Source organism: Koromonas humicola (assembly GCF_059726255.1).
This window is the reverse complement of the sequence record NZ_AP040873.1, coordinates 2,301,771-2,325,920: the sequence shown is the minus strand read 5'-3', so window position 1 is coordinate 2,325,920 and position 24,150 is coordinate 2,301,771. Positions and strand designations below refer to the sequence as shown.

The following is a 24,150-nucleotide window of genomic DNA, read 5'->3' as shown; positions in this document are numbered from 1 at the left end:
GAGGACAGGTGAGTCATGGCACCTATGAAAGATAAGTCGAAGAGATCTCAACGCGGAATGGCGATGATCATCGCGCTGATTTTGGTGTTCATGTTCTCGGCGCTGGCGGCTGGGATGATGTTGTCCAATCAATCCGACATCAGTAGTCTGGCCAACTATAGGCTAGGGACTCAGGCGCGATTCACTGCCGAGGCGGGCGCCCAAGTAGCGGCGAACTGGTTTATGTACACGTACACTTCGCCGACTAGCGCTAGCGCGTTCGATCTCTCGACATATCCAGTGCAAGCTGGTGGAAAGCCCGTTTACATCTCCAGTTCTGGAACCAGCAATTATCCCGACTCAACGCAGGTAACTTCATTTCAGAATGCCATGTCCAGTCTGAATACAGGGGGAAAGTTGCTCTCTGGCGCGTCTGTTACGGTCACAGCAACGCTGCTGAGCATGCAGCAGGTACCGAATAGCATTGCAGGAAATAATTTGTACATTCAAAGTTGGGAGATTTCGTCAACTGGCAGCGCAAGGGCCACCAAGGCTGTGCAAGTTCAAGTTGTAGAGCGGATACAGAGAGGAATTACTTCAGCATTAGGAAACGCGGTATTCGCTACCGCAAATGGATGCAGTGCACTCTACTTCAGCGGTAACTTCAACACTGATAGTTGGAACTCCGCTAATGGGGGTACTTATGAGGGCACTAAGAACACTGATTCCGGCGGTAATGTGGGATCGAATGGCAATCTGACTATAGGTGGCAGTGCAGACATCGGGGGCAACTACTACAGTCCGCTGACGGGAGTTGGCTCCTGCCTGACCGGATCTCCGGATGCATTCAGTGGAAAGATCAGTGCGGTAAACCAGATCATTGTTTTGGGCGCGCCAATAAACTACTCGGCTCCTGCTTGGCCCAATACAACCGCAGGGACCCAGACGCTCGATTCTGACAAAACTGGATGCCCGTCTTCGATTGCGGCTGGGTGCACGAGTACGACTACAGGAAGCGGGGGAAGCACGTCGACCTCTTTCACCTTAAGTCCCAATTACTCGTATGGGGATCTAACGATCAACAGCGGGACGACCGTTCATTTGACTGCAGGCACATACAACATCAACAGTCTGGCCGCGAACAATGGCACAATTGTGATCGACAGCGGGCCCGTGAACTTTAATCTCGGGTGTAAGACTTGCTCGCCGATACCTTTCGACTTCACTGGCAACATAGTGTCCGCAGATGGCAAGTCGGCTCCCGAAGTCGAAGTTATGTATGCAGGGACATCTCCGTTACAGAAGTTGAATGGGCATGGCGACTTTTACGGCGTCCTGTATGCTCCCAATGCTGATCTTAGCGTTCAATTGAACGGAACGTTTGACTGGTATGGCGCTATCATCGCCAAGTCCGTAACTTTTGCTAACGGCAATGCGAACGTACACTATGACGTGAATCTGTCGAAGCAGTACTTCATGCCCGGCAGTTGGAGCATTTCCTCATTTACATGGAGCAAGTACTAAGCTTCATCGGTATCGAAAAACGCTCGGCTTGCTGCCGAGCGTTTTTTCATTTCAATCCAGAGATTAGCTACGATTCAGGAGATGCAGAAGGGCGTTGAGTCCGCAGAAGTTGAGGCGGAAAGCTGCGGCGGCGCGGACAATTGGTTTAGCGTGGTAAGCGACTCCGATTCCTGCAACAGCTAGCATTGGCAGATCGTTTGCACCGTCACCAACGGCCACGGCCTGGCAAAGCGGGATGTTTTCGCGTTCTGCGATATCACGTAAGGCGGCAGCTTTGCGCTCTCCGTCAACAATGTGAGTGGCAAGTCGACCAGTGAGAACTCCGTTTTCGATTTCAAGTTCGTTGGCAAAGAGGTAGTCGAAGCCGAGGCGCTGTTGGAGATGACGTCCCATGAAAGTGAAGCCTCCGGATAGGATCGCGGTCTTTGCGCCTGTGGTCTTCAGCGCGCGCATCAGGCTTTCCAATCCCTGTCCCAATGCGATTGTGTCCTTCAAGGCGCAAATGCGGTCCTCGCGAATTCCTTCAAGTTGAGATACCCGCCGGGTGAGGCTGGTAGGAAAATCAATTTCGCCGCGCATGGCCGAAGCTGTGATTGCGGAGACCTCATCCTTCTTTCCAGCCAAGCCTGCTAGTTCGTCGATAATCTCCGCCTGAATGAGGGTTGAGTCCATATCGAAAACGAAAAGGCGGCGCGGGGTATAGAACATTTCTTCGGATTCTACGAAGACGTCCAAATCCGCATGTTCTGCGAGCTCTCTCAGGTTCTCCAAGGCGTCTGAGGTCAGTGCAGTCTGCGACTTGGCCCAGACCCGCTGCATCCAAATATGTGAGTCGTCCAGCGTCGTGACTGGGCGCGGCTTCAGGAGGAGGCCAGCGCTTTCAGCGTTCGAAAGAAAGGACTGAACATGCTCCTGATTCCATTGTTTGGCCAACAAGGTGAGGATGTAGGTGGTTGGCATTTGCAGTGGCCGCCTTAGAAAGAGTTTCCTTTGTGGAATAGCACTTTGTTAGAATTTGGTTCAAGCTCATCCTCCCGGACGAGCGCACTTCAGTCGTTTGCGCGGAGTTTCTCTTGCTGAAGGTAGTATCCAAAGCGCAGAGTTGCCAGCGATCATGGTCAGGCCGCGTCTCAGCGCGATCGTGAACGATTTCGAGCAGTAGGGTTCCCGCAAAGCTTTATCATATTGCATTCAGTGCTGTTCGCTGAATACGCATTTCTCTTTCCCACCGCGGCTCGCCGCACATCCCGTTTGGAGAATGCTTCATGTTCCGTAAGACGCGTCTATTTACCCCGGGCCCCACACCTCTTCTTCCTGCTGCCCAGTTTGCAATGGCCGCCGCCGATCTTCACCATCGGACAGCGGAATTCCGTGCACTGTACTTGAAGGTACTTTCGCAGCTGAAGACTTTTATCGGTACCAAGAATGACGTGGTCGTCCTGGCGTCGTCGGGCACAGGCGCAATGGAGGCTGCAGTAAGCAATCTCACAAGCCCTGGAGACAAGGTGCTGGTACTGAGCGCTGGAAAGTTTGGTGAGCGCTGGGTGTCGCTGGCAAAGGCGTTTCAGTGCGAGTCCGTCGTGATATCCAAGCCCTACGGGCAGACGTTCTCGATCAAGGAAGTGCAGGCCGCTCTGACTCCGGACGTAAAAGCAGTGTTTGTGCAAGCCACCGAGACTTCGACCGGGGTGCGTCACGACGTCGGTGCACTGGGACGGCTGCTGAAGGGAACTGAGACGTTGCTGGTTGTGGACGCCATTACCGGATTAGGAACCACGAAATTCGACGTTGATGGAGATGGAATTGACGTGATCATTGGAGGCTCGCAAAAGGCTCTGATGATTCCCCCGGGGCTCGCGTACTTGGCCGTGAGCGACCGAGCTTGGGCGCGCATGGAAATGAGCAAGCAGCCGCGCTATTACTTCGACCTGCGCAAGGAGAGGAAATCGGCAGCGAAGGGCGAAAGCGCGTACACGCCTGCCGTGGCTCTGATCGCGGCTATGGGTGCGGCGCTCGACTATCTCGAGCAGCAGGGTGATGGTGACTTGGCAAAGGGGCGTGACCTGCTCGTGCAGAATGCCGAACTGAGCGCACTGTGCATGCGCACCGCTGTGGAGGCAATGGGACTGGGATTGTTCTCGTGCGCTCATTCCGCGGCAGTAACGGCGATCAAGGCGCCGGAGGGTGTCTCTTCGAGTGACCTGGTGAAGGGCTTCAAAAAAGAGTTCGCAGGCGTGTTGTCGGATGGTCAGGGCGAGATGAAGGGGCAGATCTTGCGAATTGCGCACATCGGATTCCTCGATTACCTGGATTGCGTAGCAATCATCGCGGGACTCGAGCAGGTGCTCTCGCAACTCAAGCCTGACATATTCCAGCTTGGAGACGGACTTCGCGCGGCGCAAGAGGTATATGCGGAAGCGCGCCAGAACGGAGCAAAACAGTGAAGATCGTTGTAGCCGAGAAGATTGCCGGGGCAGCGATGAAGGTGTTGGAAGCGATTCCGAACAGCACGGTTGTCGCTCCGGAGCAGTTCGCGCTGGATCCCACGGCTGCGGTATCGGATGCCGACGCGTTGATTGTGCGCTCGGCTGTGCAGGCCGATGCTGCATTGATTGACGCTGCAAGGAATATTCGGGTGATCGGCCGCGCCGGAGTCGGCGTTGACAACATCGACGTCGAAGTTGCGACTCGGCGAGGAATTGTCGTGATGAACGCGCCGGGCGCAAGCGCAGTCTCCGTCGCAGAATTGACGCTTGGGCTGATGCTGGCCATGGCTCGGCACATTCCTCGTGCGGACGACACGACGCGAGCCGGGAAGTGGGAAAAGAAGAGCCTGCAAGGCACGGAACTTGCCGGTAAGACTCTCGGCATCATCGGTCTTGGAAGGATCGGAACCGAGACGGCGCTCCGAGCTCGTGCATTTGGGATGAAGGTTGTGGGAAGCGATCCGTACCTGTCTCCGGCACGGGCAAAGGAACTTGGCATCGAACTGGTTTCCACCGACGCGCTCTATGCACAAGCGGATTACATTTCGCTGCACCTGGCTCTCACACACCAGACGGCAGGCATGATCGACGCCGAGGCCATCTCAAAGATGAAGGCTGGAGTGCGTTTGGTGAACTGCGCACGCGGAGAACTGGTAAACGAAGCAGCCCTACTAGCGGGGTTGCAATCAGGGCATGTCGCCTCGGCCGCTTTGGATGTATTTTGCGAGGAACCCACTCGCAATTCGGCACTGCTCTCGGCTCCGAACCTCATTGCAACACCGCACATTGGGGCGTCGACGAAGGAAGGGCAGGAGGCAGTCGGAATTCAGATCGCCAAGCAGGTTCGCGACTACCTTATACAGGGAATCGCGCAAAATGCGGTGAATCTCCCGTCTCTCTCTGATGTTGAGTACAAGCAGATCAAACCGTACATGGCGTTGGCCAGTAAACTGGGACGCTTCGCGGCACAGCTATTTGCTTCGAACCTCGCCGAAATCGATGTGCGATTCGAGGGCGAGATCGGCGCGTGGAAGACCCAAGTAATTCGCAGTGCGGCGGTCGCAACGATCCTGCAGTCGGACAGCGATGCTCCGACAAACATCATCAATGCGCAGGCGGCGGCGGAAGAGCGTGGCGTAGTAGTTCGCGAGACGCGCGGCGAGCCAGATGCACGCATTAACAGAATCAATCTCAAGCTGAGCGGGCCGACTGGATCGGTCGAATGCAGCGGCACAATCGTTCATGGCTCATCGCCACGGTTGGTACATTTGAACGGCATCGACATCGAGTCGCATCTGGATGGGAACTACATAGTTGTGCACAATTTGGATGCCCCCGGCGTTGTGGGTTCGATCGGCACCTTACTGGGCAATCGTGGAATCAATATTGCTCGACTGTCTCTAGGCCGTGAAGGGAAGCAGGCGCTCGCGATTGTGCAGGTGGATGGGAATGTCCCAGCGGAGGCCCTGGCCGAGCTGCGCAAGGCAACTTCGGTGCAGAGTGTCGCAAACGTGAAAGTCTAGGCTTGTGGGCGGGCGCGAAAGCGGTCCGCCCTTTTCTCGTCGCATTTAGGGTGTCTCTGGTCAGCGGAGCTGTTGTTCTTTTAGAATTGTGATTGGGCACTCATCTTGTAATGTCAACTCATAAAACAACGTACGTCGACACAGCCGAGAAACTCGAGAACTTACTCGGGCACCTCTCATTGGAAAAAGTTGTTGGTCTTGATACGGAGTTCATCTCTGAGGGCCGATATGAGCCCGAACTCTGCTTGGTACAGCTCTCGACACCGACCGCCATCTATATTGTCGATCCCATAGCTTTGCCTGATCTGCGGTGCATGTGGGAGTTGCTTGCCTCACCCGAGCGCGAAGTCGTCACGGTAGCTGCACGACAGGAGATAAAGTTTTGCGCAAAGGGCGGGGGAATGGCCCCGGCTTGTGTGCTTGATCTGCAGATCGCAGCCGGATTGCTCGGGTATGGATATCCGCTCTCGCACACCAATTTGTGCCTGCGCGTCCTAAATGCAAAGGTGAACGGCGGGGAAAGCTTTACGGACTGGCGCAAGCGCCCGCTACGGCCGGTGCAGTTGGAATATGCGGCCGATGACGTACGGCACCTTCTGCCAATGCGCGAAAAGCTACTGGCAAAAGCGCAGAAGATGAACCGCACGACTTGGATTCGCGGAGAGTGCGATCGTCTGGTGAAGAATGTTATGCGCGAGGATGAGCGCTGGAGGATTTCCGGCAGTGCGCGGTTGAGCAGGCGCCAGCTCGCAGTTCTTCGGGAAGTCTGGAGATGGCGCGATCGCCAGGCGTGCAACTTGAACGTCCCGGTAGCAAGGGTGCTCGGCGACAGCATGCTCATCGAAGTGGCACGACGCTCGCCGATCACAGTGGAGGATCTGTTCTCGATTCGCGGACTAGACAGTCGTCTGCTGCGCAAATCCGAGCAAGAAGTAGTGAACGCCGTATTACAGGCACGCGCAATTCCGGATGCGGAGCTTCCAAGCAATGAGCGTCGCGACGATCCTCCGCAAGTAGCGGTGCTGACGAAATTGTTGTCGGTTGCCGTTGGAAATCTTGCCGCCGAGGCCGAGGTTGATACCGCTCTGCTCGCAACTACGAGCGACGTTCAGGAGTTTGTACGCTGGTTCCTCAGCAGGGGCGAAGTGGCGCAGCCCGAGGTGTTGGAAGGATGGCGTGGAGAGATTCTTCAGGAGCCGCTGATGGGGTTTCTGGAAGGGAAGAGGGTTGTCCGGGTCGGGAACGTGCGGCGTCCCAACCCGCTTGTCTTCGAGTCATTCTCGAAGGACTGAATACTCTGCGCGGAATGGGGCGCCGCTACACCCTATTCCATCCGCGCCAGACCCAGAGGCCAACCATCAGCAGCACGAGCAGGCCGCTTGATGCGCCAAGAAGGTTCACAAATGGACGGACACGTTTCATCCGTTCCATGACTTCCTTCTGCTCGCGTGCCAGATGCGACTCTGAGCCTCCAAGGAAAAGTTGATCGTCTTCGTGCATCGATAGCGCGCTGCGATATATCAGCAGAATTACGAGCGCTGTCGTCAGCACGGCCCATACAATCATCATCACTGTCATCGGTTCCATACTCTTCACCACCTAACGGCGCGCTCGGCGCCTTTGTTTATGACTCTGCTAGATCTTCGCCAAGGCGAAAACCTCGTCTAAGTCGAACGCATTATAGGCACGGTTTCAGGCGATCTTTTCAGGAATATATTTCGTGCTTTGCCCCTGCAAAAATGGCAACCAGCGCCATTTCGGGAGCATCTGCGGCAGGAATTTTGCGACTGTCAAGTCGCGAGTGCATCCAACTGGTAGCGGCAATTTACTCTGGCGCGATTGTGAGTTCGCGCAGACGCATTTTGCTATAATCAGATTTTGCCGAGGAGAACAAATTTCCATGTCGACAACCACAACAACTCCTGGAGTCAAGAGCGCTCCTCTCACCCTCACCCCTTCAGCGATCAATAAGGTCAAGGAGATCATGGCTCAGCAGACCCCGGTTCCGACCGGCCTGCGTGTGGGCGTTGTCGGCGGCGGCTGCTCTGGATTCTCGTACAGCATGCAGTTCGAGAATGGTGCTGGCGCAATGGACAAGACCTTCGACTTCGATGGTCTGAAGGTTTTCATTGACGCAACCTCGCTTATGTACCTGCAAGGTGCAAGCGTGGACTACATCGAAACGTTGGAAGGTGCAGGCTTCAAATTCGAGAACCCGAATGTGAAGAGCACCTGCGGTTGCGGTTCTTCGTTCAACGTGTAGTCGAACGCAGCTCAGAAAGTTCAAACCCCGTCCGAGGACGGGGTTTTTCGTGCTCAGATCTGGCTAAGGAGTGGCGACGGGCGTATTGACCTGAGAGCCGATCGGAGTAGTCGGACTGGTCCCCGTGGGAGTGGTCCCGGTGTTCGCGCCCGACTTGTTGGAGTTACCCAAGCCGGAGTTCGCCGATCCGACGAACATCTTCGGATTGTACGGACCGGTGATCAGGGCGTTGCCGATGTCCTGTGTGGGAACGTAGATGAAAAACCACTCATTGAATTTGTGCTTGTCTCCAAAGGAGTGAATAGCGTCGGCTTTCGATTTGCTCACTACGCCAAGCATGTCCCCACCGCCAAGAACCTGGTTCGTAGCGTTGCCTGTCCCCGTTGGGCCAGTACTATCGCTGGAGTTCGTGTTCTGAGAACCAGTTCCGGCGGTTCCGCCTGAACTGCTGTTGTTCCCAGTGGATTCGGTCGTGGCTCCTGCAACAGTTCCGTCACTATTTTGACCAGTGTTAAGCGCGTTCCCACCACCACCCAAGGGCGTTGTCGCATTCAAAGTGCCTCCGAAGGCAGATCCGGCAGAAGGAGTACCGAGTGCACCGCTTCCAGCTCCGCCGGCTACGCCCCCCAGATTGCCAGCTCCGATCCCGGGAAGCTTGACATCGGTAGCGTGAGCAATCTTCCACACGCCATCGGGGGACATGGGATCTTTGTAGCGCTTTCGGAGAAAGCGAATCTTGTTTGTATTTTCCAACTGCTCAATCGTAGTGGGATAGCGTCCGAACTTCTTGTAGTAGCGCTTCACGGCGCGTGCATACTGCTCGCCGCGATGGATCATCTCCACCTCGCGGTCGCGCTGAATCGCACGGCGGTATTCGCTCGCAACCTGGAGCATAGTAATCGTGAGTACGGCTACGGCGACCATCAGCATCAACAGCATGTAGCCGGAATCACTTTGCCCGCTCTTGCGCCGGTGTGTAATCCTCATGAAACTCTATCCCTGTGTGAGCGGAATGTTCTGGTGGTTGTTGTTGAGCAGGTCCTCAACTTCGATGCTGTTGGGCGAGACGCGCACAATCCTGTAGCGGCGATTTACGACGTCTCCTTCATGCGCGATCCAAACGTCGTCACCCTGCGCGACGAACACCTTGGGCTTCTCCCCCTTTGTATTCGTTAGCCCGAAAAACTTGAGGTTGATCGGCGGAGGAGGCGGTGGAACGTTGATCGTCCGTGCCTGCTGCTCCATCTGCTTACGCTGAAGAGGAGAGATTCGGGGCTGCTCGATCTCGACAACCGCTCGGAAGATGTTCTTTCCCTTTCCTTGGTACCGAACGTCCTCGGAATTCGCAAGCAGGTCAAGGCGCAAACGCGGATCCAGCGCCTCGGTCGGCTTCGCTGCTGTATTTCCCGGACGGGAAGGAGTGGACGGTGCGGCCGCCTGCGCTGGAGTACTAGGCGTCGATTCCGGCGCACGCGTCGCGTTGATGGCCCACGCAAATACCAGCAGGGCGAGAACGCACAACCCAACGGCTAGGCGAACCTTGGTCTTGTTTTCGGTTCCCGCTTTCATGCCGCGCTCCTCAGGTAAGTGGAGAGATGGATAGAAACTGTTAGTTCGTCTCCCTGCATACCTCCAAAGCTGACTGCGTCGATCAGCATGAGCATCTTCTGGCGCTCGACTGCATTGATGAAGCGCATGTCCTGGTCATAAGTGCCGTGAACCTGGATGGTGATACCGATTCCGTCGTATCCAGCAGGAATGTACTTCTTCTCCGGCGTGCGATCGTTCAATCGCTCGTCATACTTCACATTTGAGACGCCGACGCCAGCTTCTCGTGCGGTGCGAGCGATTTGCTCTGAGATCGCAGAGTAACGTTGCGGCATGCGCTCGTTGGTGAATTCAGACTCCTGGTCCCGGGCCTCCGCGAGCTTCTTATCCATGCCCAGTGCAGGTACCGCCGTTTTCGTTTTATCAAGCTTTTCCAGACGGAGACGCTCGAACTCTTGCTGCCGCGCTGCACGAGAGCGGCCGGCCGGAGACACTAGCAAGGCAATGGCAGCAACATCGACAACTAGGAGCACGGCGACGACCGCCAGAAGCTGCGTACGCACATCACGGAAATCGCCGATCATCGAGCGCCTCCCATCTGCGCAATGCTCTGACCCGGAGTGCCGGTGCCCTCAGTCGCCGAGACGGTATGAGTCGGTGCTCCGGAGCTTGTGCGAGGCACATACATCGCAATCAACTGAAACTGGACGGTGTCTGTGGTCTGCTTATCGCGAGTAATTTCCTTCTCCTCGGCGATACGTGCGTCGCGGAACGAAGGGGACTCCTCCAAGCGCTTCACCAGCTCGAGAGCCGCATCGCGCGATGTTCCTGCAACGGTCAGGCGAACCAGCACCGTGTTGTTCGGCTGCAGTTCCGGAGTAACAGCCACTACGTGCAGCCGTGATGGCATGATTTCCTCCAACTGCATGAAGACTCGAGTCCAAGAAAATGACTTGCGTGCAATTAATCCATTCAGAAACTTCGAATTATCAACGACCGACGTGTACTGTGGACTACGCAGCATTGCTGTAGCTTCAGCCTGTTGCCGGTTCAGTGCCGCGATGTCAGATTGTACGGCAGCAATCTTTGCATTCACGTCGCGCGACTGACGCCAAGAGGTTATGGCGTAGGAAACCAGCGCAATTGTCGCGACAGCAAGCAGCAGCACCAGTCCGCCCCATTGCAGCAGCACGCGACGGATGTCCTGGTAAGGCTTGGTCGCCAGATTGATGTTGAGTCGCACTGTTTCGTTCCTCTTTCCTTAAAGCAGCGCTCCGATGGCACCAGCGTATTCATTGCGCTGATTGCCATCCACTAATCCACGCCCAATCAGCTGTTTCACGGTAACCCCGGTTTGCGATTGCAGGGCTGCACTGATCTCATCCAGATCCTCTACTCCGCTGACCAGCAGTCGATCGATGCCAACACCGTAGTTGTCCTGAAAGTACACGAGCGAAGGATAGATATCGTCGGCCATGCGCTCCGGTGTCAGTTTGCCACCCTCAGCACCCTCCAGAGTACGGAAGAGCAGGAGTTGTCCGTCCTTCACGACTGCAACCGAGGTAGAGTCAAGCGCGACTTTCAGAAGCATTGTAGGCGTGTCTCCGTCGACGGCTCCGAGTGCACCGAGGCTCGATGGAAGCACCACGCCAGGCGAACATCCCGCGGCACGAAAGGCTGATTCGTACTCATCCAGCACAGTGTGCATGACGATCGATGCGGCCACATGTAGACCGTTGGAAGTGGGCTGAGCGTCAAAGCTTATCTGCGCTTTCTCGACATCAAAAGGCAGCGACTTGCGTAATCGGAAACGCACCGCTGCTTCCGCTTCTTGATGGCGTTCGGGCAGAGAATCGAAATCGAGGATCGTTACGCGAACCGCCGAATCGGGCAGAACAGCAATGACGTCTCCGCCTCGGCCGCCCACGGCTGACACTACCTGCTCAATGGCCTCGGTCAGCGCGTGAGCGTCCTGCACATTCTGCGAACTGAGCGCAGGGGTCACAACTCCGGCCGCAAGCGTCCGCGAGTGCATCGCTTCGACAGTGTGGGACTTTCCCTCCGAGCGAACTGCTGCCACGCCCTTGGGCGTGACCTCGCAGGCAATGTGAGGCAGGCGAATTGCGTTCTTTCTTTCACTCATTATCGCGTTGACTCGATGAATGTAACTTTGTTGACCTCTTTCAGCGTTGTAAGACCCGCTCTTATCTTCTCAAGCGCCGACTCACGCAGGAAGTGCATACCTTCGTCGCGCGCAGCGCGCCGGATTTCGGAACTCGGACGGCGCTCAAGGATGAGCTCGCGGATATGATCGGTCAAATCCAAGAGCTCGTGAATTGCAGTTCGGCCATGGAATCCTGTGCCACCGCACTCCATACACCCGGGGCCTTCAAAGAAGGGCACATCTCGCCATTCGGCAGGACGCAGGCCTGCGGCTTCAAGCTGCGCATCCGTGTAGTGCACCTCTTTCTTGCAGTGTTCGCAGATGAGGCGCACCAAACGCTGGGCCAGAATGCAGTTGAGCGATGAGACGAAGTTATAAGGCTCGACTCCCATGTTTAGGAAGCGGCCAATCACGTCCACCACGTTATTTGCGTGTACGGTCGTGAATACAAGGTGACCGGTTAGTGCCGAATTGATTGCAATCTGAGCGGTTTCTTGGTCCCGGATTTCGCCCACCATGATCTTGTCAGGATCGTGACGAAGAATGGAGCGCAGTCCGCGAGCGAAGGTCAATCCCTTCTTCTCGTTTACCGGAATCTGCGTGATACCGCGAAGTTGGTACTCGACCGGGTCCTCAATGGTGATGATCTTGTCTTCATCGGACTTAATCTCATTGAGCGCGGCGTAAAGTGTTGTCGTTTTGCCGGAACCGGTCGGCCCCGTAACGAGCACCATGCCGTACGGTTCCATGATGTACTGCCGAAACTTCTTCAGGTCGTAATCGCTGAACCCAACCACGTCGAGCGTGAGCTTATGGAACTTCTCGCTCATCGACTCCTTGTCGAGCACGCGGAGCACGGCGTCTTCGCCATGAATGCTGGGCATGATCGATACGCGGAAGTCGATGAAACGTCCGTTGTAGCGCACGCGGAAACGTCCGTCCTGTGGGACGCGGCGCTCGGCTATATCCAACTCGCTCATTACCTTGATACGCGAGATGATGGTCGAGTGATGTTCCTTGGCGATGGGCTTCATCGCTTCCTGCAAAACGCCGTCAATGCGGTACTTGATCACAACGGAGTCATCACGCGTCTCCATGTGAATGTCACTGGCACGCCGCTGCAGGGCAGTGAAGATCGTAGTATCCACGAGGCGAATAATCGGGCTGATGTCGCTCTCTGCGGTCAGCTTCTCGATTGAGATCGTCTCGTCGCCATTGCCTTCGTCGTCATGAATGACGTCGAGCGTAAAGGTTTCGCCAGCCTCGTCCAGAACACGCTGCGACTGTTCAGTTTTCTTCAGTACGTCAGTGATTTCGGTCAGAGTTGCTACACGCGGAACCACGCGGCGATTGAGCAACAGACTTATCTCGTCAATCACCATGAGTTGGCTCGGGTCGGCGACTGCGATGGCCAGACGTCCGTCTGGCAACTCTTCCAATGGAATAAAGTTGAACCGGAACATCAGCTCGACCTTGACCTTGCGGAAGAGCTCATGCTGAATCTTGTATCCCTTCAGCTCGATGTACTCGCAGCGATATCGCCGGGCGAGCTCATGAGCGCGCTTCTGTTCTTCATTAGCGTCGGGAATCTGTTGTTCAATAAATAACTGTTGTGACATAACCCTCGTTACTGCATGTTTACTGCATAGAATCCGCGCGGCTCGTAGCCCGGCGCTGCGTCTGCCCGGTCTGTTTCTAGCCTGCAGTGAAGCTGAAAATGGGCAGGTAAAGCGAAATAAGAATGAAGCCGACTACAACGCCCATGACGACCAGGATTGCTGGTTCTATCAACGACATCGCCGCGGAAAGGGCCGATTGAACATCTTCTTCGTAAAACTCCGCGACTGAATTGAGCATACTCGGCAGAGCTCCGGTGGCTTCACCAACCTCGACCATTTCTACTGCGAGATCAGGGAAAACTTCAGTCTGCTCCAGGCTCTGCGCCAGCGTTTGGCCCTCACGCACCGTCTGCGTCGCTTCCTCGATTCCGTGCACGATCAATCGGCTGGTCATTGATTGTCCCGCAGTTTCCAGCGCCGTGACTAGAGGAAGTCCACCCGACAGCAGAGTGGACATCATGCGGGAAAATACCGCGATTTGGTATCGCTGCCATATGCTGCCCACAACCGGCAGGTTGAGCTTGATCCGATCAAAGATCTCTGCACCGGTTTGGGTTTGTGTCCATCGCCTTAAGAGCAACACAATCGCAATCAAAACAATGACAATCAACGGTAAAGACTTCTTGACGGCGATGGCGGTGGTGATCGTGAATTCAGTCAGAGCTGGTAGCTTCTGTCCAAGATCGTTGAACAGGGCCGCGAACTTCGGAACTACGAAGGTGACCAGCATCGTGATTAGCGCGATCACGCCACACACCAGGATTACGGGATATACAAGCGAGGCCAGCAGCTTCTTCCTGAATGACACGGCTAAGCGCTGGAATGCAACATAGCGCGACAAGACCTCTTCCAGGTTGCCGCTCTTTTCACCCGCCATGAGCGTGGTGGAGTAGATCTTCGGAAACGCACCCTGCTTGTCGAAAGCATCGGAGATGAGTTCTCCACCCTTGGCGCGATCACGAACATCTTCCAGCAGCATTCGGAAGTACTGGTTCTTCTGCCGCCTCGATAGTAGATCAAGAGCTTGCACGATCGGCAGGCCGGCACGGATCAGCGTCAGGAACTGTTGGTTAAAAATGACGAACTGCTCCAGCGTGACACGGCGCCGCTGTGGAATTTGGATCTGGCCGCCAGAGATCAATCCGCGCGGTTTTACCCAGTAGACAAGGTACCCCGACTGCTGATAACGGTCTCGGATTTCCGCGGCAGAGAAACCGGCTTCGGCTTTTTCCATCACCTTGCCGCGTTCATCTGCTACGCGAACAACAAACTCGGCCATATGTTTCCACCATGGAGCGCACGCTGAGTGCGAGCCCGGCCCTCAGTGTAACATCATGAAACCTTGGGGATTGTTGTCCTGAGAACCTGCTCAGTATCCGGTTTAGGGTATCCGCAGAACTGGGGCCGTAAGTTTCACAAAATCAGGGTTCGAGTTGGTTGCTTTGTAGCACCTCTACCCCAGCCGGAGGGCGAAAGCTGAATTCCGCATCCCTGATGGGCACGTTTTCACGTTGATTTTCTAGGCGGAACTCGGTTCTGCTGCCATCGAGTTCGTTCATCACGATCTTGCGCAAATAGCCCTGACTGTCAGCTTCCAGCAACACTTGTGAGATGCGATCTTCCATCCCCGCGGGTACGCCACGGAGGACGACATTTCCCCGAGCTTCAGGGCGAACGTCAGGAGCCAGGGATAATCCCCGTAATTCCTTTTCGAGCTTGGAACGACCCAGCAGGTACCGGAGAGGCGATCTGAGGTCATCCAGTTTCTTTACTGCTGTACGACGTGCTTGCTGCTGGCCGGGAACATAGAACCAAGCGGTTGAGCCGTCAGTCACGAAGATTTTCTTCTGAGGGGAGTTGTAGTCCCAACGCATTTTGCCGGGCTTCTTGATCCAAAGCGTCCCACTCTCGCTGCGCCGGATACCCCCGCCGGAATAAACCTCGGTGAAATCAGCCCTAAGTGACTTCATGCCGTTGTAACGCGCGTCGATAGTTGCAGCAACGCTTCTTACGTCTGCTTGGCGTGTTTGCCCTGAGAGCTGTTGCCCAAAGCTCAACAGCAAAAGGATGAATATCGTACTCAGCTTTTTCATAATTGTTTGACCGGCTTAAATCCGCTTTCTCCGGGTAGATCGCCCGCCTTGGTTCCAGGAGGCAGTCCCCGCGTGATGAAGGGGAACTGGTCAGGGTCGGCGACTTGCACTCGACCTTCAATCAATCTGTAAGGAATCTGATTTGGATCAGCTGGAACCTGGCGCAACAGACCCACTGAGATCAACTCGGACCAGCGTGAGGGAGACCGCCCATTCCACGTCTTAAACTGGTCAACCACGCCCTGAAGAGCCTTTACATCACTATCAACATGGAGGCAGCGCAATCGGTTGATCGCATTTGCCCGCAAGTGAGGATCATCTGTGCTGTTCAGAATGTTGGTCCACATGTAGGTGGCCGTTTCGGTTTCGCCCGCGTGGGCCAACAGCGCAGCAGCCATTACCCTCATCCATGGATGCGCACCCGGTACTCGTGATCCGCGCTCGAACACGTCTGCCGCCTTGGATGTGTCATTTAATTCAAGCCAGTAGATGTATCCAAGGGCGTAGTAAAGCCGCCATTCGTTTGGGTTCTCCCGAATCCCTTTCTCCACGAGTCGTGCCGCTGCCTGAGGATTGCCCGCCCCCTCGGGCGGTCTCTGTGCAAGAAACACAGATCCGAACTCGTACGCAGGAAGAAGCTTGGGGTCCAATGTTGTAGTCATGTCCAGGAGAGGCTCCAGGATTTGATACTGCTTGGCTTTGGCCTTGTGCTTCGTGCCGAAGTACTGGACCACTCTGGTCCAGTAGATGTCTGCGAGCAGGCCCGAATAGCCCAGGCTCAGGCGCTCGACTACCTTTGGGGATGGGATGTAGAGGACTTCCTGCAGAGGCTCGTCATTGCGAGTACGGTCGATCTGACGCACCAAGAACGTGCTCGCCGTGAGCAGCATGGCTATTAACAAGCCATAGGCTACCTGAATTTGCACGTTTCGGGTCATTTCAGGTTGCGCCGTTCAAATACCCACACCGAAGCGGTCAGTACCGCAGCAGTGTACACAAGGGTATAAATCGTATTCAGCAGAATGAGCTTCGGTTCAATCACGACGTTGTGAGCGACTTTGCTTACAACATTCAGAGATGCAAAGTTCGGCACTAGGTAAGCCGCGGCAGTTGTCGCCCAGTGCGTTAGCCCTGTTGTCATGTGCGCGAACCCGTGCAGGTCATCCGCAAACGTGCTCACGGCAAAGATGGCAAAAGCAAATATCGATGAGAACGCCGGCGTCGAGAAAGTTGAGAACAAAAGCGCCAACGCCGTGATCATGACAAATTGAAGCAGGATGAAATAGATCGCGACGAGCAGCGGCACATCGTCACGTCCCAGACTGCGGGATACGTAAAGCACGGCAGCGAAGAACCCAACGCTCATCAGCAGTGCATTAACTGTAAGGGTCATTACGAGACCGAGGAACTTGCCTGTAATAAATTCCCAGCGACGCACGGGGCGAGCTGCGAGAACCGTATACAATGTCCGCTTTTCGATTTCCTTCGAAACCAGTCCGATTCCAATGAAAATGGCAATCACAATTCCGAACAGGGAGATCGCCGTCAGCCCAAGATTGATGAGGACTATGCGATTGATGGCCATTGAAATCTGGCCAACGAGCAGGGAAGCACCGACGATGAGCAGGGCAAAGAGGATCAAGTTGTAGAGAACTCGGTCCCGAACCGCTTCCCGGTAGGTATTGAACGCAATCGCCACCAGACGTCCTATCATGCGTGCACCTCGTCCCGTTTGTCTTGATTGATTCGTGATAGGAAGTAATCTTCAAGCGTTGCTCGCACCGGCGTGACGCTTGTGAGGTGCGCGTGAGTGTTGCGCAGTGCATCCAGTGCCGCGTCGAGTGAACGCTCGGGCATGACCGCGCGGATAACATCGCCCGTGGCATGGCAACGCGCGCCCAGAGCAGACAGCGCAGGAATAGCTTGTGCGCCACTCCAGACAATCTCCACGTCGCCGCTCACCTCACGAACCAGATCGGCGACCACTCCTACACCCTTAAGCTCACCGTTATTGAGCACTGCAACGCGGTCGCAGAGTGTTTCTGCATCGTTCAGAATGTGGGTGGAGAAGAAAATCGTCTTTCCTTCCTCGTTCAGTTCCTGGACAAGGTCACGAACTTCTCGACGTCCAATAGGGTCTAACCCACTCATTGGCTCGTCTAGGATGACAAGCTTGGGATCGTGGACGATTGCCTGCGCGATACCCACCCGCTGAAGCATGCCTTTTGAGAATTTTCGCAAAGCCGTCGTTCCGTGCTCCGCCATACCTACGCGCGCAAGGGCCTTCTCTACCTTTTGCTTCCGTTCGCGGGGATCGACACCACTTAGTCTCGAGTAGTAGTCCAGTAGTTCTAGAGGCGTCAGATGGTCGTAGAAGTACGGTTGCTCAGGCAGGAAACCAATGAACCGCTTAACTTGGATATCGTCAATGGCGCGACCAAGGATCGTGGCGCTACCGCCGCTAGGAAACGCGAGCCCCAGCAGCAGCTTGATCGTCGTGGTTTTGCCTGCTCCGTTGGGTCCAAGGCAGCCAAAAACCTCGCCCTCTTCGACCGACAGAATCAGCGGTCGCAGTGCGCGCTTGAGTTTGTTTCCGAAAAAGCCAGTCCTATAGGACTTTTCAAGTCCTTGTATTTCAATGGCGGCCATGGTTTGCACTGATTATAGAACGATGATCGCGTTCGCGGCAGAGTACAACAGCACGGAGGGGAACGGCTGATTGCTGCTAGGGACAACGAAAAGGAGAGGCTCGGCGCCTCCCCTTTGAATAGATCTGAATGTATCGTTGTTACTGGATCGCGCTGCTCGCGGTGGAGGCAGAGGTGCTGCCCGTTTCGTAACGGATCACGCCGGAAGCATCGGTGAAGAAGTTACGCTGACCGGTGGTTCCAGTTGTAACCGGTCCGGCTGTGGCCGTATAGCTTCCAACGACGCCGCTGGCGTCGGTAGCTCCCATTTTCACGGAAAGATTGTATCCGCTCTTTGTGCAGGCGGCGCCATCAGTTCCTGCTGTGCATCCGAGTGTGTTGTCCAGAATCAGAGCGCTCGTCGCACTTGCAGTGCCGCCAGGTGTCCCACCGAGGTTCGCGAGGGTAGTGAATCCGACATTCGGATACGTGGAGGCATAGGTCATTTCAGCCGTGTTGATCGTACGCAATGAGCCCACCGCAGAAGACTCGTTCGCAGCGATGCGCGAACGCAGCAGGTTTGGAATAGCAATCGCGGCGATGATCAGGATGATCGCAACCACGATGAGAAGCTCGATAAGGGAGAAGCCCTTCTGTTTACGCATTTCTATTCTCTCCGTCTGTCCTCTTAAAGAGTAGGCAGCTGTTTCTCGCTTGATTTGTTCTACCAATGTGCTTTAGCACTGACCTGTTCTTATGCAGGCATATGACCAATGTCGTATTCCAAGTGAATAAAATGGATGCGCATCGTAAGTAGATGCTCCCAAATGCCTTGAGCCCAATCTTGATTGTTAGCGGTGGTCAACTACGGATGAGAAACTCAGGAGTATTACGTGTATTTGTCACTCGACGGTGACAGAAACTGTCAAGTGTCCCGTTTGCGAGTGCTTACATCCAGTACGCACTTACTCGTCCTACTGCAATGGAACATCCGTCGAAGTCGCGGTTTGCGCACTGTTGACTCTGAGAACGCCGGTGACATCGTTGAAGAAGAAACGTGTCCCAGTAGTGCCGAGCGTGACCGGGTCAGCGTTGGCAGAGAAAGTCGTTGCAGGGGTCGCGCTACCGGTGTTGCTGATGTAGAACTTGTAGCCACTCTTAACGTTTGCTGTATCGGGTGACGCTCCGCCCGGCGATGCAGCCCCCAGAACGCCGTCCAGCAGAAGTGCGGTTGTTGAGCTGGCAGCAACCCCCGGCGTCGCTCCTGGGCCTAGCGTTGCCAAGTCCTTGGCATAACCTGCGTTCGGGTACGTAGAGATGTATGTTAGCTCCGCCGTGTTGATGTAGCGGATTGAAGTGACCGCAGAGGATTCGTTCGCTGCGATTTTGGATCGCAGTAGGTTGGGGATAGCGATCGCAGCGATGATCAGGATGATTGTCACCACGATAAGGAGCTCGATTAGAGAGAAACCCTGCTGTTTGCGCATAAGTTTTTGCCGGTAGCCCAGTCTCAACATTGCAAGCAAAGAACCACAATGCAGCTTGCATGCACTTTCTGGCATAAGTCGTTTTTCCGGTCGAGTTCGAGCATGCTGGAGGAGAAGACACCATCTTGGGCTCTCTCCTCCAGCAATATGAAGTGATTACTGGATTGCGCTGCTTGCGGTAGAGGCAGAGGTGCTGCCCGTTTCGTAACGGATAACGCCGGAAGCATCGGTGAAGAAGTTGCGCTGTCCGGTTGTTCCCGTGGTAACTGGACCGGCAGTTGCGGCGTAGCTGCCGTAAACGCCGTTCGTAGCTGTACCAAGCTTCACGGAAAGATTGTATCCACTCTTTGTGCAGCTGGCGCCATCGGTGCCGGCTGTGCAGCCGAGCGTATTGTCAAGGATCAACGCGCTCGTCGCGCTTGCACTGCCGCCAGGTGTCCCGCCGAGGTTCGCGAGGGTGGTAAATCCGACATTTGGATAGGTAGATGCGTAAGTCATTTCCGCAGTGTTAATCGTACGCAGGGAGCCCACGGCGGAGGCTTCGTTGGCAGCAATTCGAGAGCGAAGCAGGTTGGGTATAGCAATCGCAGCGATGATAAGTATGATCGCAACAACGATTAGGAGTTCAATCAGCGAGAAGCCCTTCTGTTTACGCATGTCTCTTTTTCTCCGTCCTGTCCTAATTTGAACAGTCAGTGTGTTTTCTGTCTGCAGATAGAGCCGCAACTTTTCTGCCATCTGCTCTAACCAAAGCACTGGTGAGATGACGAGAGACGTAAGTGTTGGACAGGTATGGAGTTGCTATTAATCGATCAGTTTAGATTACTTGTGGGAGTAGACCAAAGGTAATCTAAAACCATCATTCTTGACAGAATTCGGCATCGGTAGATGACAATAAGTGTCAGACATGGGGGCCCCAATGTCACAAAATAGGTCGTTCAATGTGACAGAGCGCACTAGCAGTCAATCTGGTCACGGGAGATCTTCAGTCCTGTCAGGTTTCCCAAGACCGTGACGGCGATCTGGTCTGGGATGAAGAATTCTTGAGCTACCTGCTGGACGTCTTCTGCTCGGACGGCCTCGATTTTGTCGGTGATCTCGTTCATTCCGTAGAAGCGGTCGTAGTACATCTCCTGCCGAGCGAGATTGCTCATACGGGCCATCGAGGACTCGAGGCTTAACATGAGGCTGCCTTTGAGTTGAGCTTTGGCGCGGAACAACTCTTCGCTGGTCACCGGAACTTCCTTGAGATCTCGAAATTCCTTCAGAACGGATTGCACGACTTTAGGCGCAGACTCTTTCGAAGTTCCTGCGTAAACGGCCAGACAGCCGGTATCCCGGTAGGGATTAAGCTCGCTGAATATGGAGTAAACCAGCCCCTGCTTTTCGCGGACATTCTGGAAAAGGCGGGAACTCATACCGCCTCCGAGGAGGGTGTTCAGGACGAAGGAGGAGTATCGATTCTCGTGCGATATGGAGTAAGAAGGGACGCCGATACAGAGTTGCACCTGTTCCAGCGACTTCTTGTTGCGCATCGATATCTTGGCTGTCGGTTTGGGCGCGCTGTCCCGCACATCACTGGCGATGGCGGCTAGATGCGAAAACTTGGCTGAAACGAGTTCCAAGAAGTTGTCGTGATTGAGGTTCCCGGCCGCTGCAATCACCATATTGCCAGCATGAAAGCGCTGCTTGTAGTAGTCGAACAAAAGCGGAGGCGCGAATGTTTTCACCGTGTCGCGGGTGCCCAGAATGGGCCGACCGAGCGGATGATCTTTCCAGAAACTTTGGACAAAAATCTCGTGAACGAGGTAATCGGGGTTGTCCTCATCCATTTTGATTTCTTCCATAATGACGCCGCGTTCCTTCTTTACGTCCGTATCGTTGAAGGAGGGGTTCAAGACCAGATCTGAAAGGACGTCCATGGCGCTCCCCAGGTGCTCGTCGAGAACTCGTACGTTGAAGCAGACACACTCCTTGGCAGTAAATGCATCCAGATTGCCGCCGAAGGAATCAACTTCACGTGCGATCATTTCAGCCGTTCGGGTCGTCGTGCCTTTAAAGACCATGTGCTCGGCGAAGTGGGATATGCCATTCACCTCTGGTTCTTCGTGACGCGAGCCGGTGCGGATCCAGACGCCAGCGGACACGGATCGGATATGGGGCATTTCTTCAGTGATGACGGTGAGCCCATTGGCTAGGACGGTCCTGCGAATATTCCTAAGTGCTGCATTCATAATTGGTTCTTTATTCATCGAGACACCTTCCCTACGCCCTGAAACATTTGCACACTGCTGGTGATGCTGCCACGACAGATTGAATTGCCTGGTGCCAGCCCGCGAAAAGGTCACTGTACAATCTTAAAAAAGATAATGATGCTCGGAGTAGCAGACGAGCTTCAGTTTAGATGCATGACAAAGATTCAAAAACTCTCGCTTTTAGGGCTCACGTACGAGGAGCTAACGTCGTTGATCGAGTCGCTTGGTGAACCCCGTTTCAGGGCCAAGCAATTATTCGATGCGCTTTATCGTCAGCGAATAACTGCTTTGGAGCATATAAGCACTCTTTCCAAGTCTCTTCGCTCGCGCTTTGTATCTGAAGGATACAGCATCGGCTTCCCGCAAATCGACCAACGGTTTGTTTCCCAAGATGGTACGGTGCGGTACTTAGTACGGTTCTCGGACGGCCAAACTGTCGAGGCGGTCTGGATGCCGGAAGGCGATGGAGTGGAAGACACCGAAGACTCGGGGACAATGGACATGGCGCAGGCCTCGGGCGATTCACGACATCGTCGGGGAACCATCTGCCTGTCGTCACAGTCGGGATGCGCTGTGAACTGCAAATTCTGTATGACGGCCCTTCTTGGACTGCAGCGCAATCTAACCGCGGGCGAGATTGTCGGACAGATTCTGCTCATTCTGAATGATCATGAGATCGCCATCGGACGAGACCGAATCAACCTGGTGTTTATGGGGCAAGGTGAGCCCTTTCTAAACTACGACAACTTCATGCGCGCTGTTCGACTGCTGGTCGAGGGAGTCGGGATTTCCGAGACACGGATGACCGTATCTACGTCGGGGATTGTGCCCCGCATCGCTGATTTCGGTCGCGAACCCGTGCGGCCGCATCTTGCAATCTCGCTGAACGGTTCGAATGATGAAGTACGTGAACAGGTGATGCCGATCAATCGCAAGTGGAACCTTCAGGAACTGTTGAACGCAGCTCGCGAGTTTCCGTTGCGTGCACGTGAGCGTGTCACATTCGAATACGTGTTGCTCTCCGGTGTGAATGACGCTCCGGAGAACGCCCGTGAAGTCGTTGCACTCTTGCGTGGCCTCCGTGCCAAAGTGAATCTGATTGCGTTGAATCCAGGACCGGCGATTCCATTCCGAACTCCATCACCGGAAGCCGTTCAGGTTTTTCAGCAAACGCTCATTGCTGCTGGCATCCCTGCATACGTCCGTCGGCCTCGTGGATTGGACATTTACGCGGCGTGTGGTCAACTGAAGCGCACGACGGATCTCGTCTCCATTACTTAGACTTGTTGCATATTGGCATTCATCACTGGCTTTCAAGCTAAAATGTGAAACCTCCGAATATGCACGGGGCATCCCAATGCACGAAGGGATTGGAGGAACAGTATGCCTGAACAGCGCCTCTCAGGTTTCCGTGTGGCGATTCTGGCCACCGATCTGTTTGAAGAAGCCGAGCTCATCGAGCCTCGCAAGGCACTGGAGGAAGCTGGAGCGACGACCGTTGTAATTGCGCCGCACGCTGGTGAGATTCAAGCTGTACAGCACGAGAAGAAAATGCAGAAGGTGAAAGTGGATCAGACTCTTTCTGAGGCCGATCCAGATCAATTTGACGCGGTGCTCCTGCCCGGCGGTGCAAAGAATGCGGACGCGCTTCGTAGAGACCCGCTTGCGCAGGAGTTCGTTCGCCGGATCGACCAGACTCGTCGTCCCATTGCTGTGATCTGCCATGGTGGATGGCTGCTGGCGTCTGCTCGCCTGGTTAAGGGGCGACACATGACGAGCTACAAGGCAATTCAGGACGACCTGCGGAATGCCGGAGCATTCTGGACCGATAAGGAAGTCGTTCGGGACGGGAACTGGGTTTCCAGCCGACAGCCCTCAGACATTCCGCGCTTCAACGACGAGATGATCAAGATGTTCATAGAGCATCAAGTTCGAGCCCGCGTAGCGGCTTGACCTTCGCTCATTTGGGGCGCAGGATCGCCTGCGTCCCCCGCACGCCGTATGCACCCGCTGCGCCTTCGTCGTCTCTCATCTGCTAACATGAAACCCGTACCATGCCGACGACCGTTCCTAAATTCACCTTGCGGGATTACGATAAGCGCGACTTTGAGCCGCTGTTCAAACTGGATCGTCTCTGCTTCGACCCTGGCATTGCGTACAGTCGACCCGAGCTAGCCAGCTTCATCGAACAGCGCCGGTCTTACACAATCGTCGCAGAGTGGACAGATGAATCTGGGGATATCGAGGGTGCGTCCGAAGGTAAATTGAAGGCCAACAACCCCAGCCCTCGCCGACCTGTTGCAGGATTCGTAACGTTTCATTACCAGAGGCAGGGATACGGACACATCATCACAATCGATGTTCATCCTGAGGCGAGGCGCCACGGACTCGGCACAATGCTCATCAACGCGGCCTCTGAACGGCTGCGCAAGATGACCGCATTTATGGTGGTGTTGGAAGTTGCCGTGAATAACGAATCAGCATTGGCCTTTTATGACAAGCATGGCTTTAAGCGGATCAAAGTGTTGGAGCGCTACTACAACCGCGAAGTCGATGCCATCTTCATGACGAAGCGCTTGTAA

Annotated in this window: 25 protein-coding genes; 8 read left to right on the top strand and 17 right to left on the bottom strand. The window is 54.9% G+C overall.

Going from position 1 to position 24,150, the window contains the following annotated elements:
- Positions 1-15 precede the first annotated feature (15 nt).
- Complete coding sequence (locus AC6IZD_RS10080; protein WP_497783168.1) at positions 16-1,503, top strand: DUF7305 domain-containing protein; 1,488 nt, start codon at positions 16-18, stop codon at positions 1,501-1,503.
- Positions 1,504-1,566: 63 nt separating this feature from the next.
- Here AC6IZD_RS10080 and serB read toward each other — a convergent pair whose 3' ends face one another.
- Complete coding sequence (serB, locus tag AC6IZD_RS10075; protein ID WP_497783167.1) at positions 1,567-2,463, bottom strand: phosphoserine phosphatase SerB; 897 nt, start codon at positions 2,461-2,463, stop codon at positions 1,567-1,569.
- Positions 2,464-2,768: 305 nt separating this feature from the next.
- Here serB and AC6IZD_RS10070 point away from each other — a divergent pair, with 305 nt between their 5' ends.
- The 3 genes from AC6IZD_RS10070 to AC6IZD_RS10060 all read left to right on the top strand — a co-directional run bounded on the left by AC6IZD_RS10070 (position 2,769) and on the right by AC6IZD_RS10060 (position 6,804).
- The gene (locus AC6IZD_RS10070) at positions 2,769-3,947 is read left to right on the top strand and encodes a pyridoxal-phosphate-dependent aminotransferase family protein (RefSeq protein WP_497783166.1); all 1,179 of its coding nucleotides are present in this window, start codon (positions 2,769-2,771) and stop codon (positions 3,945-3,947) included.
- Positions 3,944-5,512 (top strand): phosphoglycerate dehydrogenase, encoded by a 1,569-nt coding sequence (serA, locus tag AC6IZD_RS10065; RefSeq protein WP_497783165.1) that lies wholly within the window; start codon positions 3,944-3,946, stop codon positions 5,510-5,512. The genes AC6IZD_RS10070 and serA overlap by 4 nt, the downstream gene beginning before the upstream one ends.
- A 110-nt stretch (positions 5,513-5,622) precedes the next feature.
- Positions 5,623-6,804: a ribonuclease D gene (locus AC6IZD_RS10060; protein ID WP_497783164.1), complete on the top strand. Its 1,182-nt coding sequence runs from the start codon at positions 5,623-5,625 to the stop codon at positions 6,802-6,804.
- Positions 6,805-6,829: 25 nt separating this feature from the next.
- Here the strand turns inward: AC6IZD_RS10060 and AC6IZD_RS10055 are convergent, their stop codons facing one another.
- Entirely contained in the window at positions 6,830-7,099 is a 270-nt protein-coding gene (locus tag AC6IZD_RS10055; protein ID WP_497783162.1) for a hypothetical protein, read from the bottom strand.
- A 313-nt stretch (positions 7,100-7,412) separates the two neighbouring features.
- Here AC6IZD_RS10055 and AC6IZD_RS10050 point away from each other — a divergent pair, with 313 nt between their 5' ends.
- Positions 7,413-7,775 carry a HesB/IscA family protein gene (locus AC6IZD_RS10050; RefSeq protein WP_497783161.1) on the top strand — a complete coding sequence of 121 codons (363 nt, stop codon included), beginning with the start codon at positions 7,413-7,415 and terminating at the stop codon, positions 7,773-7,775.
- Positions 7,776-7,838: 63 nt separating this feature from the next.
- Here AC6IZD_RS10050 and AC6IZD_RS10045 read toward each other — a convergent pair whose 3' ends face one another.
- The 15 genes from AC6IZD_RS10045 to AC6IZD_RS09975 all read right to left on the bottom strand — a co-directional run bounded on the left by AC6IZD_RS10045 (position 7,839) and on the right by AC6IZD_RS09975 (position 21,565).
- A complete protein-coding gene (locus AC6IZD_RS10045; protein WP_497783160.1) occupies positions 7,839-8,762 on the bottom strand; it encodes a hypothetical protein in 924 nt (307 codons plus the stop codon).
- A 6-nt stretch (positions 8,763-8,768) separates the two neighbouring features.
- The gene (locus AC6IZD_RS10040) at positions 8,769-9,344 is read right to left on the bottom strand and encodes a hypothetical protein (protein ID WP_497783159.1); all 576 of its coding nucleotides are present in this window, start codon (positions 9,342-9,344) and stop codon (positions 8,769-8,771) included.
- Positions 9,341-9,907 carry a hypothetical protein gene (locus AC6IZD_RS10035; protein ID WP_497783158.1) on the bottom strand — a complete coding sequence of 189 codons (567 nt, stop codon included), beginning with the start codon at positions 9,905-9,907 and terminating at the stop codon, positions 9,341-9,343. The genes AC6IZD_RS10040 and AC6IZD_RS10035 overlap by 4 nt, the downstream gene beginning before the upstream one ends.
- On the bottom strand, positions 9,904-10,566 hold the full coding sequence (locus tag AC6IZD_RS10030; RefSeq protein ID WP_497783157.1) for a PilN domain-containing protein: 663 nt from the start codon (positions 10,564-10,566) through the stop codon (positions 9,904-9,906). Before AC6IZD_RS10030 ends, AC6IZD_RS10035 begins: the two co-directional genes overlap by 4 nt.
- Positions 10,567-10,584: 18 nt before the next feature.
- Positions 10,585-11,466 carry a type IV pilus biogenesis protein PilM gene (pilM, locus tag AC6IZD_RS10025; RefSeq protein WP_497783156.1) on the bottom strand — a complete coding sequence of 294 codons (882 nt, stop codon included), beginning with the start codon at positions 11,464-11,466 and terminating at the stop codon, positions 10,585-10,587.
- The gene (locus AC6IZD_RS10020) at positions 11,466-13,106 is read right to left on the bottom strand and encodes a GspE/PulE family protein (protein ID WP_497783155.1); all 1,641 of its coding nucleotides are present in this window, start codon (positions 13,104-13,106) and stop codon (positions 11,466-11,468) included. The genes pilM and AC6IZD_RS10020 overlap by 1 nt, the downstream gene beginning before the upstream one ends.
- A 76-nt stretch (positions 13,107-13,182) precedes the next feature.
- Positions 13,183-14,385 (bottom strand): type II secretion system F family protein, encoded by a 1,203-nt coding sequence (locus AC6IZD_RS10015; protein ID WP_497783154.1) that lies wholly within the window; start codon positions 14,383-14,385, stop codon positions 13,183-13,185.
- Positions 14,386-14,527: 142 nt separating this feature from the next.
- Positions 14,528-15,199: a LolA family protein gene (locus AC6IZD_RS10010; RefSeq protein ID WP_497783153.1), complete on the bottom strand. Its 672-nt coding sequence runs from the start codon at positions 15,197-15,199 to the stop codon at positions 14,528-14,530.
- Positions 15,196-16,137, bottom strand: coding sequence for a tetratricopeptide repeat protein (locus tag AC6IZD_RS10005; RefSeq protein WP_497783152.1), 942 nt, complete (start codon positions 16,135-16,137; stop codon positions 15,196-15,198). Before AC6IZD_RS10005 ends, AC6IZD_RS10010 begins: the two co-directional genes overlap by 4 nt.
- Complete coding sequence (locus tag AC6IZD_RS10000; RefSeq protein ID WP_497783151.1) at positions 16,134-16,913, bottom strand: ABC transporter permease; 780 nt, start codon at positions 16,911-16,913, stop codon at positions 16,134-16,136. Before AC6IZD_RS10000 ends, AC6IZD_RS10005 begins: the two co-directional genes overlap by 4 nt.
- Positions 16,910-17,848, bottom strand: coding sequence for an ABC transporter ATP-binding protein (locus AC6IZD_RS09995; protein ID WP_497783150.1), 939 nt, complete (start codon positions 17,846-17,848; stop codon positions 16,910-16,912). Before AC6IZD_RS09995 ends, AC6IZD_RS10000 begins: the two co-directional genes overlap by 4 nt.
- A gap of 139 nt (positions 17,849-17,987) precedes the next feature.
- A complete protein-coding gene (locus AC6IZD_RS09990; RefSeq protein WP_497783149.1) occupies positions 17,988-18,491 on the bottom strand; it encodes a prepilin-type N-terminal cleavage/methylation domain-containing protein in 504 nt (167 codons plus the stop codon).
- Positions 18,492-18,800: 309 nt separating this feature from the next.
- Positions 18,801-19,313, bottom strand: a complete 513-nt coding sequence (locus tag AC6IZD_RS09985; protein WP_497787545.1) for a prepilin-type N-terminal cleavage/methylation domain-containing protein — start codon at positions 19,311-19,313, stop codon at positions 18,801-18,803.
- Between the two features lie 156 nt (positions 19,314-19,469).
- A complete protein-coding gene (locus tag AC6IZD_RS09980; RefSeq protein ID WP_497787544.1) occupies positions 19,470-19,970 on the bottom strand; it encodes a prepilin-type N-terminal cleavage/methylation domain-containing protein in 501 nt (166 codons plus the stop codon).
- A 299-nt stretch (positions 19,971-20,269) separates the two neighbouring features.
- A complete protein-coding gene (locus AC6IZD_RS09975) occupies positions 20,270-21,565 on the bottom strand; it encodes a M16 family metallopeptidase (RefSeq protein ID WP_497787543.1) in 1,296 nt (431 codons plus the stop codon).
- Positions 21,566-21,721: 156 nt separating this feature from the next.
- On the opposite strand from AC6IZD_RS09975, the gene rlmN reads away from it, so the two are divergent.
- From rlmN to AC6IZD_RS09960, 3 genes are all read left to right on the top strand, one after another.
- Positions 21,722-22,849: a dual-specificity RNA methyltransferase RlmN gene (gene rlmN, locus AC6IZD_RS09970; RefSeq protein ID WP_497787542.1), complete on the top strand. Its 1,128-nt coding sequence runs from the start codon at positions 21,722-21,724 to the stop codon at positions 22,847-22,849.
- A gap of 102 nt (positions 22,850-22,951) precedes the next feature.
- The gene (locus AC6IZD_RS09965; RefSeq protein WP_497787541.1) at positions 22,952-23,521 is read left to right on the top strand and encodes a type 1 glutamine amidotransferase domain-containing protein; all 570 of its coding nucleotides are present in this window, start codon (positions 22,952-22,954) and stop codon (positions 23,519-23,521) included.
- Between the two features lie 101 nt (positions 23,522-23,622).
- Entirely contained in the window at positions 23,623-24,150 is a 528-nt protein-coding gene (locus tag AC6IZD_RS09960; RefSeq protein WP_497787540.1) for a GNAT family N-acetyltransferase, read from the top strand.

Excerpts from the sequence above, each read along its gene's own strand:
- AC6IZD_RS10080 (WP_497783168.1), top strand. The coding sequence starts at position 16 with ATGGCACCTATGAAAGATAAGTCGAAGAGATCTCAACGCGGAATGGCG.
- serB (WP_497783167.1), bottom strand. The coding sequence starts at position 2,463 with ATGCCAACCACCTACATCCTCACCTTGTTGGCCAAACAATGGAATCAG.
- AC6IZD_RS10070 (WP_497783166.1), top strand. The coding sequence starts at position 2,769 with ATGTTCCGTAAGACGCGTCTATTTACCCCGGGCCCCACACCTCTTCTT.
- AC6IZD_RS10060 (WP_497783164.1), top strand. The coding sequence starts at position 5,623 with ATGTCAACTCATAAAACAACGTACGTCGACACAGCCGAGAAACTCGAG.
- AC6IZD_RS10055 (WP_497783162.1), bottom strand. The coding sequence starts at position 7,099 with ATGGAACCGATGACAGTGATGATGATTGTATGGGCCGTGCTGACGACA.
- AC6IZD_RS10050 (WP_497783161.1), top strand. The coding sequence starts at position 7,413 with ATGTCGACAACCACAACAACTCCTGGAGTCAAGAGCGCTCCTCTCACC.
- AC6IZD_RS10045 (WP_497783160.1), bottom strand. The coding sequence starts at position 8,762 with ATGAGGATTACACACCGGCGCAAGAGCGGGCAAAGTGATTCCGGCTAC.
- AC6IZD_RS10040 (WP_497783159.1), bottom strand. The coding sequence starts at position 9,344 with ATGAAAGCGGGAACCGAAAACAAGACCAAGGTTCGCCTAGCCGTTGGG.
- AC6IZD_RS10035 (WP_497783158.1), bottom strand. The coding sequence starts at position 9,907 with ATGATCGGCGATTTCCGTGATGTGCGTACGCAGCTTCTGGCGGTCGTC.
- pilM (WP_497783156.1), bottom strand. The coding sequence starts at position 11,466 with ATGAGTGAAAGAAAGAACGCAATTCGCCTGCCTCACATTGCCTGCGAG.
- AC6IZD_RS10020 (WP_497783155.1), bottom strand. The coding sequence starts at position 13,106 with ATGTCACAACAGTTATTTATTGAACAACAGATTCCCGACGCTAATGAA.
- AC6IZD_RS10015 (WP_497783154.1), bottom strand. The coding sequence starts at position 14,385 with ATGGCCGAGTTTGTTGTTCGCGTAGCAGATGAACGCGGCAAGGTGATG.
- AC6IZD_RS10010 (WP_497783153.1), bottom strand. The coding sequence starts at position 15,199 with ATGAAAAAGCTGAGTACGATATTCATCCTTTTGCTGTTGAGCTTTGGG.
- AC6IZD_RS10005 (WP_497783152.1), bottom strand. The coding sequence starts at position 16,137 with ATGACCCGAAACGTGCAAATTCAGGTAGCCTATGGCTTGTTAATAGCC.
- AC6IZD_RS10000 (WP_497783151.1), bottom strand. The coding sequence starts at position 16,913 with ATGATAGGACGTCTGGTGGCGATTGCGTTCAATACCTACCGGGAAGCG.
- AC6IZD_RS09995 (WP_497783150.1), bottom strand. The coding sequence starts at position 17,848 with ATGGCCGCCATTGAAATACAAGGACTTGAAAAGTCCTATAGGACTGGC.
- AC6IZD_RS09990 (WP_497783149.1), bottom strand. The coding sequence starts at position 18,491 with ATGCGTAAACAGAAGGGCTTCTCCCTTATCGAGCTTCTCATCGTGGTT.
- AC6IZD_RS09985 (WP_497787545.1), bottom strand. The coding sequence starts at position 19,313 with ATGCGCAAACAGCAGGGTTTCTCTCTAATCGAGCTCCTTATCGTGGTG.
- AC6IZD_RS09980 (WP_497787544.1), bottom strand. The coding sequence starts at position 19,970 with ATGCGTAAACAGAAGGGCTTCTCGCTGATTGAACTCCTAATCGTTGTT.
- AC6IZD_RS09975 (WP_497787543.1), bottom strand. The coding sequence starts at position 21,565 with ATGAATAAAGAACCAATTATGAATGCAGCACTTAGGAATATTCGCAGG.
- rlmN (WP_497787542.1), top strand. The coding sequence starts at position 21,722 with ATGACAAAGATTCAAAAACTCTCGCTTTTAGGGCTCACGTACGAGGAG.
- AC6IZD_RS09965 (WP_497787541.1), top strand. The coding sequence starts at position 22,952 with ATGCCTGAACAGCGCCTCTCAGGTTTCCGTGTGGCGATTCTGGCCACC.
- AC6IZD_RS09960 (WP_497787540.1), top strand. The coding sequence starts at position 23,623 with ATGCCGACGACCGTTCCTAAATTCACCTTGCGGGATTACGATAAGCGC.